This is a genomic window from Rhodococcus sp. Leaf233, assembly GCF_001426165.1.
Taxonomy (GTDB): Bacteria; Actinomycetota; Actinomycetes; order Mycobacteriales; family Mycobacteriaceae; genus Rhodococcoides; species Rhodococcoides fascians.
In genome coordinates this window covers 420420-432989 of record NZ_LMRO01000008.1, presented here as the reverse complement: position 1 = coordinate 432989, position 12570 = coordinate 420420, and the positions used below count along the sequence as shown (strand labels likewise).

Here is a 12570-nt window from a genome sequence, read left to right as displayed (position 1 = left end):
GTCCGGTCGCCGAAGCGTCGGAGCCTGCCGGCCCGACGCGACGCCGGTGGCCGCGTTGGGCGGTGGCGTCGAGCAGGGTCGTCGTTGTCGTCGCCGCGGCGGTCGGTGTGCTCTTCCATCTCAACGGGTTTCCCGGGCTGCGAACGTTGGGTGAGCATTACCGACTGGATCTCGATGTCTACCGGCTCGGCGGTGAGGTGTTCGCTCGGGGCGGGGATCTGTACGGCCAGCTTCCTCCCATCGCGACCGGTACCACGTTGCCGTTCACGTATCCCCCGATTGCTGCCGCTCTGTTCAGCCCGCTCTCGAAGGTCTCGCTGTACGCCGCGTCGATGACGGTGACGTCGTTGTCCATGCTCGCGTTGCTGGCGACCGTTGTGCTCACGCTGATCTCGTTGGGGGTTCGCCCTCGCACGCTCGTGTGGTGGGGTGCTGGCGCGGTGTTCGCGGTGTCCGTCCTCGTACTGGAGCCGGTCACGTCCACGTTGAACTACGGGCAGATCAACATCGTTCTGATGATGTTCGTCGCGCTCGACTGCTTGCCGAAGAAGACTCCGTGGCCTCGAGGTGTGCTGATCGGTCTGGTCGCGGCCGTCAAACTCACTCCCGCAGTTTTCGTCTTGTTCTTCTTGCTGCGCAAAGACTTTCGTGCTGCGGTGGTATCGGCACTGAGCTTCGCGGTGTTCACAGCGTTCGGGTTTGCGCTCACGTGGTCGGACTCGGTGAAATACTGGACCGAGACGATCATCGATTCCGATCGGATCGGCGGCCCGGCGTACCCGGCGAATCAGTCCATCACAGGTGTACTGGCCCGCCTCGGAATGGACGAGCTCCCCCGTTCGATTCTGTGGATCGCGCTGTCGGTAGGAGTACTGCTCGTTGCGGGAATCGCGATGCGCAAAGCGTTCGCCGCCGGTGAGATCGCCCTGGCGCTGACCGTGAACGCGATGTTCGGCCTGTTGGTCTCGCCGGTCTCCTGGTCACACCACTGGGTGTGGGCAGTACCGTTCGCGTTGGTGCTGGCCGCCGTCGGATACCGCCGTCGAAGCGCACTGCTACTCGCTCTGGTTGCCGTCGGACTGGCGATCATGGTGTACGCACCGCACTGGAAACTCGGTGAAGGTCGATGGAGTGGACTCGACTGGCCGCTGGTCGATCAGTTCGCCGCGTCCGCCTACGTGTGGTGGGCTCTGGTCTCTGTGGTCGCCGTCGCGGCCGTGAAACTCTCGCCTCGGGTCACCCCGAAGGAAAGCGACACCGCGGTTCACTGACCGCCGTCGTCAACTGGCCTTCGAGTCGGGGATACGGCGCGCGGACGGAGCCGAATCTTCGGGTGTCGCAACCTTCTTCAGCGAGGCCGCGTACACGTCGACGTATTCCTGGCCCGAGAGCAGCATCAGGTCGTACATCACCTCGTCGGTGACGGCGCGCTCGACGAATCGGTTGCCTGCCATTCCCTCGAACCGGGAGAAGTCGATGGGCTTGCCGACGCGAATGGTGACCTTTGCCGGACGCCACACGCGCGAACCGATCGGGTTCATCTTCTCGGTGCCGATCATGGCGACCGGCACCACCTGAACGCCGGTCTGCAATGCCAGGCGCGCCATTCCGGTCTTGCCCTTGTAGAGCCGGCCGTCCGGCGACCGGGTGCCTTCGGGGTAGATACCGAGCACCTTGCCGGCTTCGATCACGCGGGCCCCGGCGTTCAGTGCGTCCTGTGCCGCGTCGGCTCCGGTGCGGTCGATGGGCACCTGACCCACCGCGGTGAAGAACCACTTCTGGAACGCACCCTTGAGACCCGAGCCGGTGAAGTACTCACTCTTGGCGAGGAAGGTGATGCGCCGCGGGGTCTTGAGCGGAAGATAGAACGAATCGAGAACCGCTTTGTGGTTGCTGGCCAGGATCACCGGGCCGTGCGTCGGAATGTTCTCCGCACCCTCGATCGTGGGCCGACCCAGGGCAATGAGCAGGGGCCCCACGATGATGTATTTGAACAGCCAGTACCACATTGACGTGCTCCCTGATCATGGTCGGCAATCGTTGGTGTGCCGGCTCGCGCGGGGCGAACCGACTGCGGCCGTGCGTTCTCGAACCGTGCCGCGTAGTGAACTGTACCCAGGGTTTATGACACCAGCCACATCGACGAGGAGTCGTCGTGCGACATCACACGGCGTCGGTCCGGACCGTCATCGTGCGGTGGTGACGAACTGTGCTCGCGCGAGCTCGGCCGCACCGATCATCCCCGCGGCCTCGCCCAGTTCGGTGCTGCGAATCCGTGCCAGCGGGCGATGCCCCGCGCCGGTGACGAGCTCGGCGTACTTGTCCGTGGCACGAGCGAGGAATTGGCTCGACGAAGTGGCCACACCGCCGGCCAACACGATCAGGTCGGGGTCGTACACATCGCTGACCATCGAGAGTCCGACGCCGAGCCAGTGTGCGAAATCCTCCATGGTGCGTCGGCCGATCGAGTCGCCGTCGTGCGCGGCGCTCGCGATCCGACGCCCGGTCAACGAGCCGGGATCGAGGAAGACCTCGCGCGCCAACCTCGTCGAGGACGACGGGTCTGCGGCCAACAACTCCACCGCCGTATCCACCAGTGCAGTACCGCTGCAATACCGTTCCCAGCACCCGCGTTTGCCGCAGGGACACGCGCGTCCGTCGGGCACCACCTGAATGTGACCGAGTTCGGGTGCCACCCCGTGGCTCCCTCGATAGATTCGGCCGTCGATCAGCAGCGCCGCACCGATTCCCGTTCCGATCGCCACCATCACCACGTTGCGGCCACCCGATGCCGCTCCGAAACGGTATTCCGCCCATGCGGCGGAGTTGGCGTCGTGTTCGAGCAGGACCGGTAGTCCGATGCGTTCGCTCATCTCGGTTGCGACCGGCGTGTCGACCCACGGCAGGTGCGGAGCGAACCGGACCGTCGTGCGGTCGGAATCGATGAAACCCGCCACCGCCAGACCGACGGCAGCGATGTCGTGCCTGCCGGCCAGCTCCTGCACGGCGCGGTCGAGACCACGCTCGAGTGCACGAGCAGTGTGGGGCGTGGGTGCTGCGGTCGAGTCGAGCACCTGACCGTCCGCGTCGACAACCGAGGCGCGCAGGCTCGTGCCGCCCACGTCGATCCCGACCGTCAATCGCTGATGATGACGCTTCATTCGTTCATGCCTTCCTCGGCCGTCCCCCCACGGCGATGGTCACTCCTTGACCCGAACGGTAATCGGTACGAACGCCGGTCGACGAACGGACGGCGCAGAGGTGTCCTCCGACACGTCCGCGTCGGCGTCGACCCGGTCGGCAGCGGACGCGGTCGACTCGGTACCTGGCTCGCTGCTACCCCCAGCGGCGTGTTCGGTGCCCGGCGCGGTGTGGTCGATCAACAACTGGCGTAGCAGTGCGACGACGACGGCCCCTTCCGAGGCAACGAGTTCGACGAGATCGTGCCGTTCACCGCGCACCAACGCCGCGAGCGCACACACCGGGCACCAGCTGCAGCCCTGCTGATCGCGGTCCTGCTGTGTCTCGGCAACTCGGCGCAGGATGGGCTCGAGACGTGTCAGGACGGTGTCGGCCAACGCCAGCAGGTCCGCGCCCAACTCCGAATGCCCGGCCGTCACAGCGTCTCTCCGCTCACAGCTCTTACGGTCATGGCTCGGCCGCTCACAGCGGCCACACATCGGGGTCGGGTCGGAAACGCACCACCAGGAACGGGCCGTCGAGTTCCGCAGAATCGGCAATACACCGACGCAACACCGACGCCAACGTGACGCGTCGCCGCCTACCGTCGGCACTCACTATCAAGTCGTCCTCCACTCGCCCCAGACCCAAGGTGGTCGAATCGACTACCGGCAGAAGCATTCTCATCGCGTACACGGATTCGAGTCCGCTCCCCGACTCGAGTTCGACCGACGGTCGACCGGCCGGGCTCGACGCACGTCGTTCGAGGGAGTGCGGTGCCAGGTGCTCGGCCACATCCTGCAAGGGGCCCAACCCTACCGGTTCCACTTCACAGTGCTCCACCTCCACGATCGGAACCGCGCCGACGCGTCCTCGGAGTTCGGCCACGGCGTCGAGCTGCGCGGCCCGCCATCGCTCGAACCAGAACACCGCAGGATGAGCTCCGACCAGACCGATCGACGAAGAATTGAGAGCCGGGAGCATCCGGTTCACCAGCAGTCGGTCGACGCGAACGCCGAACAGAGCCGCTGCGGAGAGCGTGCGTTCGGCGTCGACGATGGACAGGTGCTCGGGGGTCAGGACCACGGTTGCCCCGGTCCGGTCGGGATCGGTGATCAGCGCCCGGACCGATTCGATCTGTCCGAGGATCCGCTCGATCATGGCCACCACGAGCGTGAGCCGCACGTCGGTTCCGGTGCCGGCGACCATGCGATCGTGGCGCGGCCACACGCGCTCGAAATAGGACGAGACGGTGTCGGGCAGCTGCAGGGTTCGCAGCGCATCCCCCGATGCCGGAAGATCGACTATCACTGTGTCCCAACGACCTTCGTCGACGAGCCGGGACACCTCGTGCAATCCCAACAGCTCCTCGATACCCGGGAACCCCATCAGCTCCTCCGGCTCGATCGCGCCGAAACTCACGCCGTGTTCGTGGCCTGCCGAAGCCACCGACAGCATCGAACCCAGACCGCGGTACCGCTCTTCGAGCAGCCGCGAGGTATCGATCTCGACGACGTCCAGGTTCGGAGCAACCGCTCCGATGCCCGAGTCCTGGTCGGTGTCACCTTGTGCGCCGAGGGCGTCGCGGAGCGAGTGCGCCTGGTCGAGGGAGGCAATCAGCACCTCCCGGCCCGAGGCCGCGAGCGCAAGACCCGACGCAGACGCCAGGGTGGTCTTCCCCGCGCCACCTTTGCCGATGAACAGCGATACCGTGGTGCGGGGTTCGGGGCGAGCGTCGGTCAGCCTTCGACCCGCTTCTTCAATTCCTTGAGCGCAGTGTCGGTGATGACCTTCTCTGCTTTGCGCTTGAACAGGCCGATCATCGGAATGTTCAGATCGACAGTGAGCTCGTACGTCACGTCGGTGCCGTTGCCGGTCTCACGCAGCGAGTACGACCCGTTCTGAGATTTCTGCATTTCGCCCGAGACGAGATTCCACGACACCGAATTGCCGTCCGCGGCCCAGTCGTACTCGAGTTCGTACGTGTCTTTCACCATTCCGGCGTCGAGCACGAACTTGACCCGCTTTCCCCGTCCGTCCGCACCGACTTCGAGGACCTCGACGGACTTCGCGGCGGACACCCACGTGGGATACGCGTCGAAATCGGCGATGACGTCCATGACCCGACTCGGTGGGGCTTCGACGACGATCGACCTCTGGGTTTTCTCCGCCATGACTACTGGTCCGCTTCCTCTCGGGTACTTCGATCCGCTTCGTTCGCTGCCTGCTGTGTAACCCGCGGCAGGCCTATCTCACACGATCGAACCGCCGACGCACAACGCGAACCGGCCGACCGTACCGCGCGGTTCATTCGGGAGCTGAACTCGACGCTACGTGGTGGGGTGCCTCGCCCGCTGACCTCCCGGCCTCGAGCTCCCGCTTCAGCTCGAAGGTCATGGCGCGGCCGGCCACCCGACGCGCATGCTGCTCGGTGGCCGACTCACTTGGTGAGGCCGGCTCGGCGTGCAGGAAGTAGTGGACGATGACGCCGTCGAGTACGGGCTCGAGCCACAGCTCCATCGTTCCGACGACGCCGCCGCGGACCGACCACCGAATGCCCTTCTCGCCGCGATCCTCGGTCACGGTCAGCGACAGGTCCGGCCACCACCGCCGCCACCGCTCCGGCGAGACGAACGCCTGCGCCACCGCCGCACCGGGCGCTGCCACGAATGTCTGATCCGCAACTTGAATACTGCTCATCGTCAGAGCTTCACATATCGGGTCCGAGACCAGGACCGCCGAGGCACATTCGGGACCGCGCGCCCCGGGTCTAGAGTATCTGTGAAGCCGAGCTATCGACTTTCTCCAACCCGTTCGATCCGGAGGTAATCCCGTGCGCGAGTTCACTGTTTCCGCCGAGTACGACATCGCGGACACCGACTCGGCTGTCGACAGCGTCTTCGCCCGCGCTCGGACGTCGCCGGATGCCGTGGTGTTCCGTCGGCTCGACGACGGCCGATGGACCGATGTCGGTGCCGCAGAATTCGAGCGACTGGTCGTCGACGTGGCCAGGGGCCTCGTCGCGGCAGGTATCGAGCAGGGCGATCGCGTCGCGCTCATGTCGTCCACGCGATTCGAGTGGTCGGTCATCGACTACGCGATCTGGGCCGCGGGCGGAGTGACCGTGCCGATCTACGAGACGTCGTCGGCGGGCCAGGTCGAGTGGATTCTCGAAGACGCCGAGCCGGTTCTGTTGGTCCTCGAGAACGACGCGCACGTACGGGAGACAGAAGCCGTCGTAGCTGCGGCGCCGTCGGTACGTCGAACGTTCGTGATCGACAACGCTTCCGGCACGGGCGCAGTGCAGGCTCTGATCGACAACGGCGCGGACGTCTCCGAAGACGTTGTGCACGAACGAGTCTCGACACTTCGCTCGTCCGATCCGGCCACGTTGATCTACACCTCGGGCACTACCGGCCGCCCCAAAGGTGTGCAATTGACGCATGCGAACCTCCTTGCGGAATCTCGCGGCATTCGCCAGACGTCGTTGAAAGCTCTTCTGACACAGGGCCGCAGTACGTTGATGTTCCTTCCGATGGCGCACGTCCTCGCTCGCGCGGTGAGTATCGCGTCGTTCGATGCCGGAGTCACCCTCGGCCACACCAACGACATTCCCAACCTGGTCGCGACCTTCGGGACATTTCGACCGGACTTCATTCTGTCCGTGCCGCGCGTGTTCGAGAAGGTCTTCAACACTGCGAAGCAGAAGGCACACAGCGACGGCAAGGGCAAGATCTTCGATCTCGCGACCGAGTGCGCAGTGGCGTGGAGCCAGGCGCAGGACTCCGGTGGCCCGTCGATCGTGTTGCGCGCCAAGCATTTCGTGTTCGACAAGCTGGTCTACGCGAAGCTGCGGACCGCTCTCGGCGGCAAGTGCGAACTCGCCATCTCGGGCGGCGCACCACTGGGAGCGAGACTCGGTCACTTCTACCGCGGCATCGGCGTGACCATCTACGAGGGCTACGGCCTGACAGAAACCACTGCGGCTTTCGCGGTGAACACGATCGGATTCCAACGTGTGGGCAGCGTCGGACGCCCGCTACCCGGGAACACCGTCCGCATCGCCGGCGACGGTGAGATCCAACTACGCGGACCCGTTGTGTTCGACGGATATTGGCGAAACGAGAAGGCGACCGCGGAATCCCTCGACGACGGGTGGTTCCGCACCGGCGATCTCGGATCCGTCGACGAGGAGGGATACATCACGATCTCCGGCCGCAAGAAGGAACTGATCGTCACCGCCGGCGGCAAGAACGTCTCCCCCGCGGGCCTCGAAGATCACCTTCGTGCCGGAGCACTGATCAGTCAGGCCGTGGTGGTCGGTGACCAGAAGCCCTTCATCGGTGCCCTCATCACCCTGGATCCGGATGCGTTCGACAAGTGGAAGTCCGCACACGGCAAGGACTCCGACGCCACGGCAGCGGATCTGCAGGCCGACCCCGATCTCGTCGCCGAGATCGACGCCGCCGTCGCCGATGCCAACAAGTCGGTGTCGCACGCGGAATCCATCAAGAAGTACCGCCTGCTCCCCCACGACTTCTCGGAGGAGAGCGGCGAATTGACGCCGACGATGAAGCTCAAGCGCAATGTCATCACCAAGGCGTACGCCGATGAGATCGAGGCGATCTACGCGAGGTGACACGCGTGGCGTAAGCCGTGGTGCGAGCGGACCGCCCGGTCAGATCAGCGACCGCAGTTTCTCCGTCAGCACGTCCCAGCGCCATTCCGCGTCGACCCATGCCCGACCGGCGTTGCCCATCTGCGTCGCCAGTGTTCGATCGGACAGGATCGTCACGATCGCGTCGGCGATGGACGACACCGAAGTCCCGTCGACGACGAGCCCGGTCTTGTTGTGCTGCACAGCTTCCGGCGCGCCTCCCGACATCCCGGCAACCACCGGAACGCCACAGGCCGACGCCTCGAGGTAGACGATTCCGAGCCCCTCGACGTCGAGGCCCGCGCCTCGGGTGCGGCTCGGCATCGCGAATACGTCGGCAATCGTGTGATGGGCAGCCAGTTCCGCCGACGGTACTGTCCCGGTGAACACCACGTGCTGCTCCATCCCGGTGGAGCGAACGAGTTCGCGCAACGTGTTCTCGTACGGACCGCCGCCGACGATCACCAGAACCGCCCCGTCCACCGCGCGCCGGATCTCAGGTAGCGCCCGGATCAGAAAGTCCTGGCCCTTTCGCGGCACCAGCCGCGACAGACACAGAACCGTCGGTCGGTCACCGAGGCCGTACCGAGCACGTAACTCCGTCCTCGCGGCATCGTCGGGCACGAAGCGATCGGTGTCGACCCCCGGCGGCAGATGCTCGAGTGCCGCCGACGCCCCGAACGCCGAGCTGAATCGGCTCCGCGTGTACTTGCTCACGTAGGTCACCACATCGGTGTTCTCCCCGATAGTGCGCAGCGTCGCGCGACCACCGGGCACCATCGACCACCCCACCTCGTGGCCGTGCGTGCTCGCCACGATGCGATCCGCCCCGGCTTTGCGCAGGTGTGACGACATCACCGCCAGCGGGGCCGCGGCACCGAACCACACCGAGTCGCACCCTCGGGTCTTCACGATGCGTGCTGCGCGGCGAGCCACCAACGGAGTAGGCAGCATCAACGTGGTCGGATGCCTGATGACCTCGAAGGGTTGTTTCGCATCGAACTTCACGTGCGAATCCCCACGCCACCGCGGCGCGTAGACCACGAGCTCGTCGGCGGGCAACTGCGAGGCGAAGCTGTGCAAATAGGACTGGATTCCGCCCGGCCGGGGCGGAAAGTCGTTCGTCACCAGAAGAGTCCGACGCATGACGACAACCGTAGCGCTCCCGATCGGACAGCTCGTGTCGACGACGCGCACGTCCGGGTCAGCGTGACCGAGCGGCCACCCAGTTGCCCCACTCCGCGACGAACCGGGTTCGGCTCGAACTAAGGACCGAGGTGATCGCTGCGTCGACGACTCCGTCCGACCCGGGTCCGGCCGCCAGCGCCTCGTAGAACCTGCGCAACGTGGACTCGCCGTACCGGTCGGCCACGAACGCGAAGACCGACCAGGCTGACTCGTAGGCCACGTTGGAGCGGGTGCCGCCTGCACCGAAATCCTCGTCTTTCGGCAACACGGTCGGCGGGCCACCGGCAGCCACGATCGATGCCAGAGTAGGTGCCAGCTGCCGGAAGTCGGCACCGGAACTGCGATACCCGGAATAGTCGGCGAAACCCTCCGCCACCCACAACGCGGTGCCTTCCGCCGTCTTCGCCCGCGCCGCCACATGCGTCAACTCGTGCCGAAGCACCGAACGAAGAGTGAACGGAGTCAGCCGCGACGCGGCATCGGGACCGAACACGACGCGCTGACCCGCCGGACGCGACCCGCCGGCCACGGCGTCGGACACGGTCACTGCGGCCACGTCCGTCGAGGGCGAGGACCCCGTCGATTCGTCGAACTCCTCGGCCGTCGAACTGACGAACACCAGTCCGTCCCGGGCCCAGTCGGCTCCCCAGAAGTCGGTGACCGCAGCGGTCGCCGCGGGCAGCTCGGCGGCCACATCTGCCACGACCTGCTCACGGTCGGGATGTCCCAACACCACCGACGTGCCGGATGCAGTGGCGACCGAGCGCACCGTCACGGGCCCGAAATCCCACGGACCACGCCAGGTGTGGCGACGGTAGGTCGGCAAGTCGGCGTCGTCGACCAGTCGCCACTGGCCGTCGCGTTCGGCGACCACCAGCGAAACCGGCCGGCGGGTCGGCGAGGCATCCGGGCCCTGCACGGCGTACCGCAGGTACACCGGTGGAGCCCACACATCGGTGGCATCCAGCTGCTCGGCAATCGACGACGGCACGGGGGTCTCGGGTTCGTCACCGATCTCGTAGTCGAAGTCCGAGAAAGGAACCGTCGGAACGACAGTCGCCCGGCGGACCTGCGCATCCACGAACGTCGGATCCGCGAGGGGGTCGAGCAACCCACGCAGCGCCGATTCGTCGCCGGAACGGAGGGCAGCCGCCCAGCGCTCGAGCAGCTCGGTCACTTCGGCGCGGCGCTGCTCGTCGTAGGTCGGCGGATTCTGCGAAGCCGACGGATCGGACGAAGTCGATGCGCTCGATGTCGCCGCTCCCGATGCAGGACCGTCGTGACGATGAACCAACAGCAGCGTCGACGCCACTGCCAGAACGACCAGGACTGCCATCCATCGCGCCCGCCCCGACGCGGTGAGAGCGTGGACAACGGACGGCCGTTCCGTACCGCTCATTCAGGCGTCAGTCGTCGTTCGCGGCACAGTCAGTATCGACGGGCCCCGTAGAACGGGAACGACGCCATCGACTGGACCTTCACCGGTACCCCGAAGGTGGAGGCATGCAGAACGTTGCCGTTACCGGCGTAGATACCGACGTGTGATGCGTCCGGGTAGAACAGAACGACGTCTCCCGGCTGCAGATCCTTCTGATCGACGGGAGTTCCGCCGGCAGCCTGAGCCTGACTCGACCGCGGCAACGTCTTTCCGACCTGCTTGTAAGCCCAGACGACCAACCCGGAGCAGTCGAAACCGTCGGGGCCGGTCGCTCCCCAGACGTACGGCTTGCCGATCTGTGTGAGACCGGCTTGCAATGCGCTGGAACCGGATCCCGGCGTCAAGTTCTTCAGAATCGTGGAGGGGTCGAAACCTTCGGGAAGCGCCGATCCCGCGAGGGCCAGCTGCTCGGACGAGGAAAGCGCGCTGTACGCGGCCATGACTTCGGCGATCTGGCCCTGAAGTTCACTCTGCTTCGCCTGCAGATCGTCGCTGACTGCTTTGGCCTGCTCGGCGGCGACTCTGGCCTGTTCTGCGGCGGTCGCGGCGGCCTGCTCTGCCGCGGATGCATCCGCGCTGGCCTGCTGGAACCGAGCTACCTGGCCGGCTGTCTCGGCGGAGATGACATCGAGGGCCGACATTTGGTCGAGCAACTGTTGCGGGGAGTCGCTGACCATGACCGCGAACAACCGGTTGGTGCGAGCGCCCTGGTAGTTGACATTGGCCACCTTGTCCATGGCGGGTTTGAGCTGCGCCAGCTGCGACTGGGCGGCGTCGAGGGCCGCCCGACTGGCATCGACGGCGGTTTGCGCATCGAGCTGCTCGCGAGCCCGAGCGTCGAGATCGATCTGCGCGTTGTGCAGCGACTCGTTGGTCTGTTCCGACTCTCTGGACAGCTCCGCCAGCTTCGCCTGCGCGTCGGAAGCCGAGCCGAAGCCCGGATCGGCGGTCGCCGTCGTGATCGGCACCACCATGATGCACGCGGCCGCAACGGCTGTGGTCACCGAGCTACCTACTAGCCGTAGAACTCGGGTGGTTCTCGATATCGCCACGGAAAGCGACTCTCCGTCCTGACATATGCCATTCCAGCTGGAGTGGCGGTTGGAAAAAGTGACCGGAACCGAACGATACCCATGCTCAGCTGGGCGCGGACGTGAACACGGTCCGAAATCGACGCAGTCTGCACGTGACAGATCACAAACCAAACGTCGGAGAGGTCTCGATCAGATTACGAACTGGACGCTCTGCTGTCCACCGTACCGGCGTGTCGCCCGGAAACCGTCCCTGGAAACGACAACAGGGCCGAACCGTCGAAACGGATCGACCCTGTCGGTCGGTACACAACTCCGGTCGGAGCGCTCGGCTCAGTAGCGCCGAGCACCGTCGAACGGCATGGAGTCCACGGGAGCAACCTTGACCGGCACGCCGGACGTGGATGCGTGCACGACGTTGCCGTCGCCGATGTACATACCCGAGTGCGAGCCGCCGTAGAACGAGACGACGTCGCCGGGCATCAGGCTGTCACGCGAGACCGGGGTGCCCGCGGCTGCCTGGTCGTAGCTCGTACGGGGCAGGCTGACGCCGGCCTGCTTGTAGGCCCACTGGATCAGGCCCGAGCAGTCGAACGAATCCGGACCCGATGCGCCGTACACGTACGGAGCGCCGATCTTGGACTCCGCCGCCTGGACGGCCTTGGCAGCCGGGGTGACCTGCGGAGCAAGGGGCGCACCCGGAGCGGGCATGCCCGGAATGTTGAGGGGAGGGAGACCCGGGATGTCAGGAATCTCGAAGGTTCCGACGCCGGGGATGGTGACTGGGGCCGCCATTGCCGGTGCAGCGGGGAGAATCACCACGCCTGCCGTGAGCGCTCCGGCTACGAGAGCTCGCCGCAATGTTCGGTTGGAAAGTTGTGACGCCACGAAAGATGGTGCTCCGTTTCTTCCACTCGTCCGCCGACCGAGTTAGCTGACGGGTTCGGGCTGGGAAGAGCAGCCCTACCCACCGGCCACCATCGGTGACTCGGCGGGATTCACCCCAGTAAATATCGGGTTCCCGGTACGAACACTCTCGCGAGTGATCGATTAGGCGGTGACTTGCGACGCCACTC

General features: G+C 65.6%; 12 protein-coding genes and 1 riboswitch. Of the genes, 2 read left to right on the top strand and 10 right to left on the bottom strand.

Going from position 1 to position 12570, the window contains the following annotated elements; all coding sequences use genetic code 11:
• The first annotated feature begins 62 nt into the window (after positions 1–62).
• The gene (locus ASH04_RS09970) at positions 63–1271 is read left to right on the top strand and encodes a glycosyltransferase 87 family protein (protein WP_230074384.1); all 1209 of its coding nucleotides are present in this window, start codon (positions 63–65) and stop codon (positions 1269–1271) included.
• A gap of 9 nt (positions 1272–1280) precedes the next feature.
• Here the strand turns inward: ASH04_RS09970 and ASH04_RS09965 are convergent, their stop codons facing one another.
• From ASH04_RS09965 to ASH04_RS09940, 6 genes are all read right to left on the bottom strand, one after another.
• Positions 1281–2009 carry a lysophospholipid acyltransferase family protein gene (locus tag ASH04_RS09965; RefSeq protein WP_032374359.1) on the bottom strand — a complete coding sequence of 243 codons (729 nt, stop codon included), beginning with the start codon at positions 2007–2009 and terminating at the stop codon, positions 1281–1283.
• A 177-nt stretch (positions 2010–2186) separates the two neighbouring features.
• Positions 2187–3161 carry an ROK family protein gene (locus ASH04_RS09960; RefSeq protein WP_027497367.1) on the bottom strand — a complete coding sequence of 325 codons (975 nt, stop codon included), beginning with the start codon at positions 3159–3161 and terminating at the stop codon, positions 2187–2189.
• Positions 3162–3200: 39 nt separating this feature from the next.
• Positions 3201–3620, bottom strand: a complete 420-nt coding sequence (locus ASH04_RS09955) for a hypothetical protein (RefSeq protein ID WP_032374360.1) — start codon at positions 3618–3620, stop codon at positions 3201–3203.
• Between the two features lie 43 nt (positions 3621–3663).
• Entirely contained in the window at positions 3664–4878 is a 1215-nt protein-coding gene (locus ASH04_RS09950) for an ArsA family ATPase (protein WP_256991814.1), read from the bottom strand.
• 41 nt (positions 4879–4919) lie between these two features.
• Positions 4920–5354 (bottom strand): SRPBCC family protein, encoded by a 435-nt coding sequence (locus ASH04_RS09945; protein WP_027497370.1) that lies wholly within the window; start codon positions 5352–5354, stop codon positions 4920–4922.
• Positions 5355–5487: 133 nt separating this feature from the next.
• A complete protein-coding gene (locus ASH04_RS09940; protein ID WP_027497371.1) occupies positions 5488–5880 on the bottom strand; it encodes a hypothetical protein in 393 nt (130 codons plus the stop codon).
• A 133-nt stretch (positions 5881–6013) separates the two neighbouring features.
• Here ASH04_RS09940 and ASH04_RS09935 point away from each other — a divergent pair, with 133 nt between their 5' ends.
• Positions 6014–7819, top strand: a complete 1806-nt coding sequence (locus tag ASH04_RS09935) for an AMP-dependent synthetase/ligase (RefSeq protein WP_032370297.1) — start codon at positions 6014–6016, stop codon at positions 7817–7819.
• Positions 7820–7858: 39 nt separating this feature from the next.
• On the opposite strand, the gene ASH04_RS09930 is transcribed toward ASH04_RS09935, so the two are convergent.
• From ASH04_RS09930 to ASH04_RS09915, 4 genes are all read right to left on the bottom strand, one after another.
• Positions 7859–8983, bottom strand: coding sequence for a glycosyltransferase family 4 protein (locus ASH04_RS09930; RefSeq protein WP_027497373.1), 1125 nt, complete (start codon positions 8981–8983; stop codon positions 7859–7861).
• A gap of 58 nt (positions 8984–9041) precedes the next feature.
• Complete coding sequence (locus ASH04_RS09925; RefSeq protein WP_057473406.1) at positions 9042–10424, bottom strand: hypothetical protein; 1383 nt, start codon at positions 10422–10424, stop codon at positions 9042–9044.
• A 29-nt stretch (positions 10425–10453) separates the two neighbouring features.
• Positions 10454–11437, bottom strand: coding sequence for a C40 family peptidase (locus ASH04_RS09920; protein ID WP_080735560.1), 984 nt, complete (start codon positions 11435–11437; stop codon positions 10454–10456).
• Between the two features lie 390 nt (positions 11438–11827).
• The gene (locus ASH04_RS09915; protein WP_027497375.1) at positions 11828–12382 is read right to left on the bottom strand and encodes a C40 family peptidase; all 555 of its coding nucleotides are present in this window, start codon (positions 12380–12382) and stop codon (positions 11828–11830) included.
• 16 nt (positions 12383–12398) lie between these two features.
• Positions 12399–12561: riboswitch (cyclic di-AMP (ydaO/yuaA leader) on the bottom strand.
• Positions 12562–12570: the final 9 nt, after the last annotated feature.

Coding starts and splice junctions, on each gene's coding strand:
- ASH04_RS09960 (WP_027497367.1), bottom strand. CDS start 3,161: ATGAAGCGTCATCATCAGCGATTGACGGTCGGGATCGACGTGGGCGGC.
- ASH04_RS09920 (WP_080735560.1), bottom strand. CDS start 11,437: ATGGTGGTGCCGATCACGACGGCGACCGCCGATCCGGGCTTCGGCTCG.
- ASH04_RS09925 (WP_057473406.1), bottom strand. CDS start 10,424: ATGAGCGGTACGGAACGGCCGTCCGTTGTCCACGCTCTCACCGCGTCG.
- ASH04_RS09940 (WP_027497371.1), bottom strand. CDS start 5,880: ATGAGCAGTATTCAAGTTGCGGATCAGACATTCGTGGCAGCGCCCGGT.
- ASH04_RS09930 (WP_027497373.1), bottom strand. CDS start 8,983: ATGCGTCGGACTCTTCTGGTGACGAACGACTTTCCGCCCCGGCCGGGC.
- ASH04_RS09965 (WP_032374359.1), bottom strand. CDS start 2,009: ATGTGGTACTGGCTGTTCAAATACATCATCGTGGGGCCCCTGCTCATT.
- ASH04_RS09945 (WP_027497370.1), bottom strand. CDS start 5,354: ATGGCGGAGAAAACCCAGAGGTCGATCGTCGTCGAAGCCCCACCGAGT.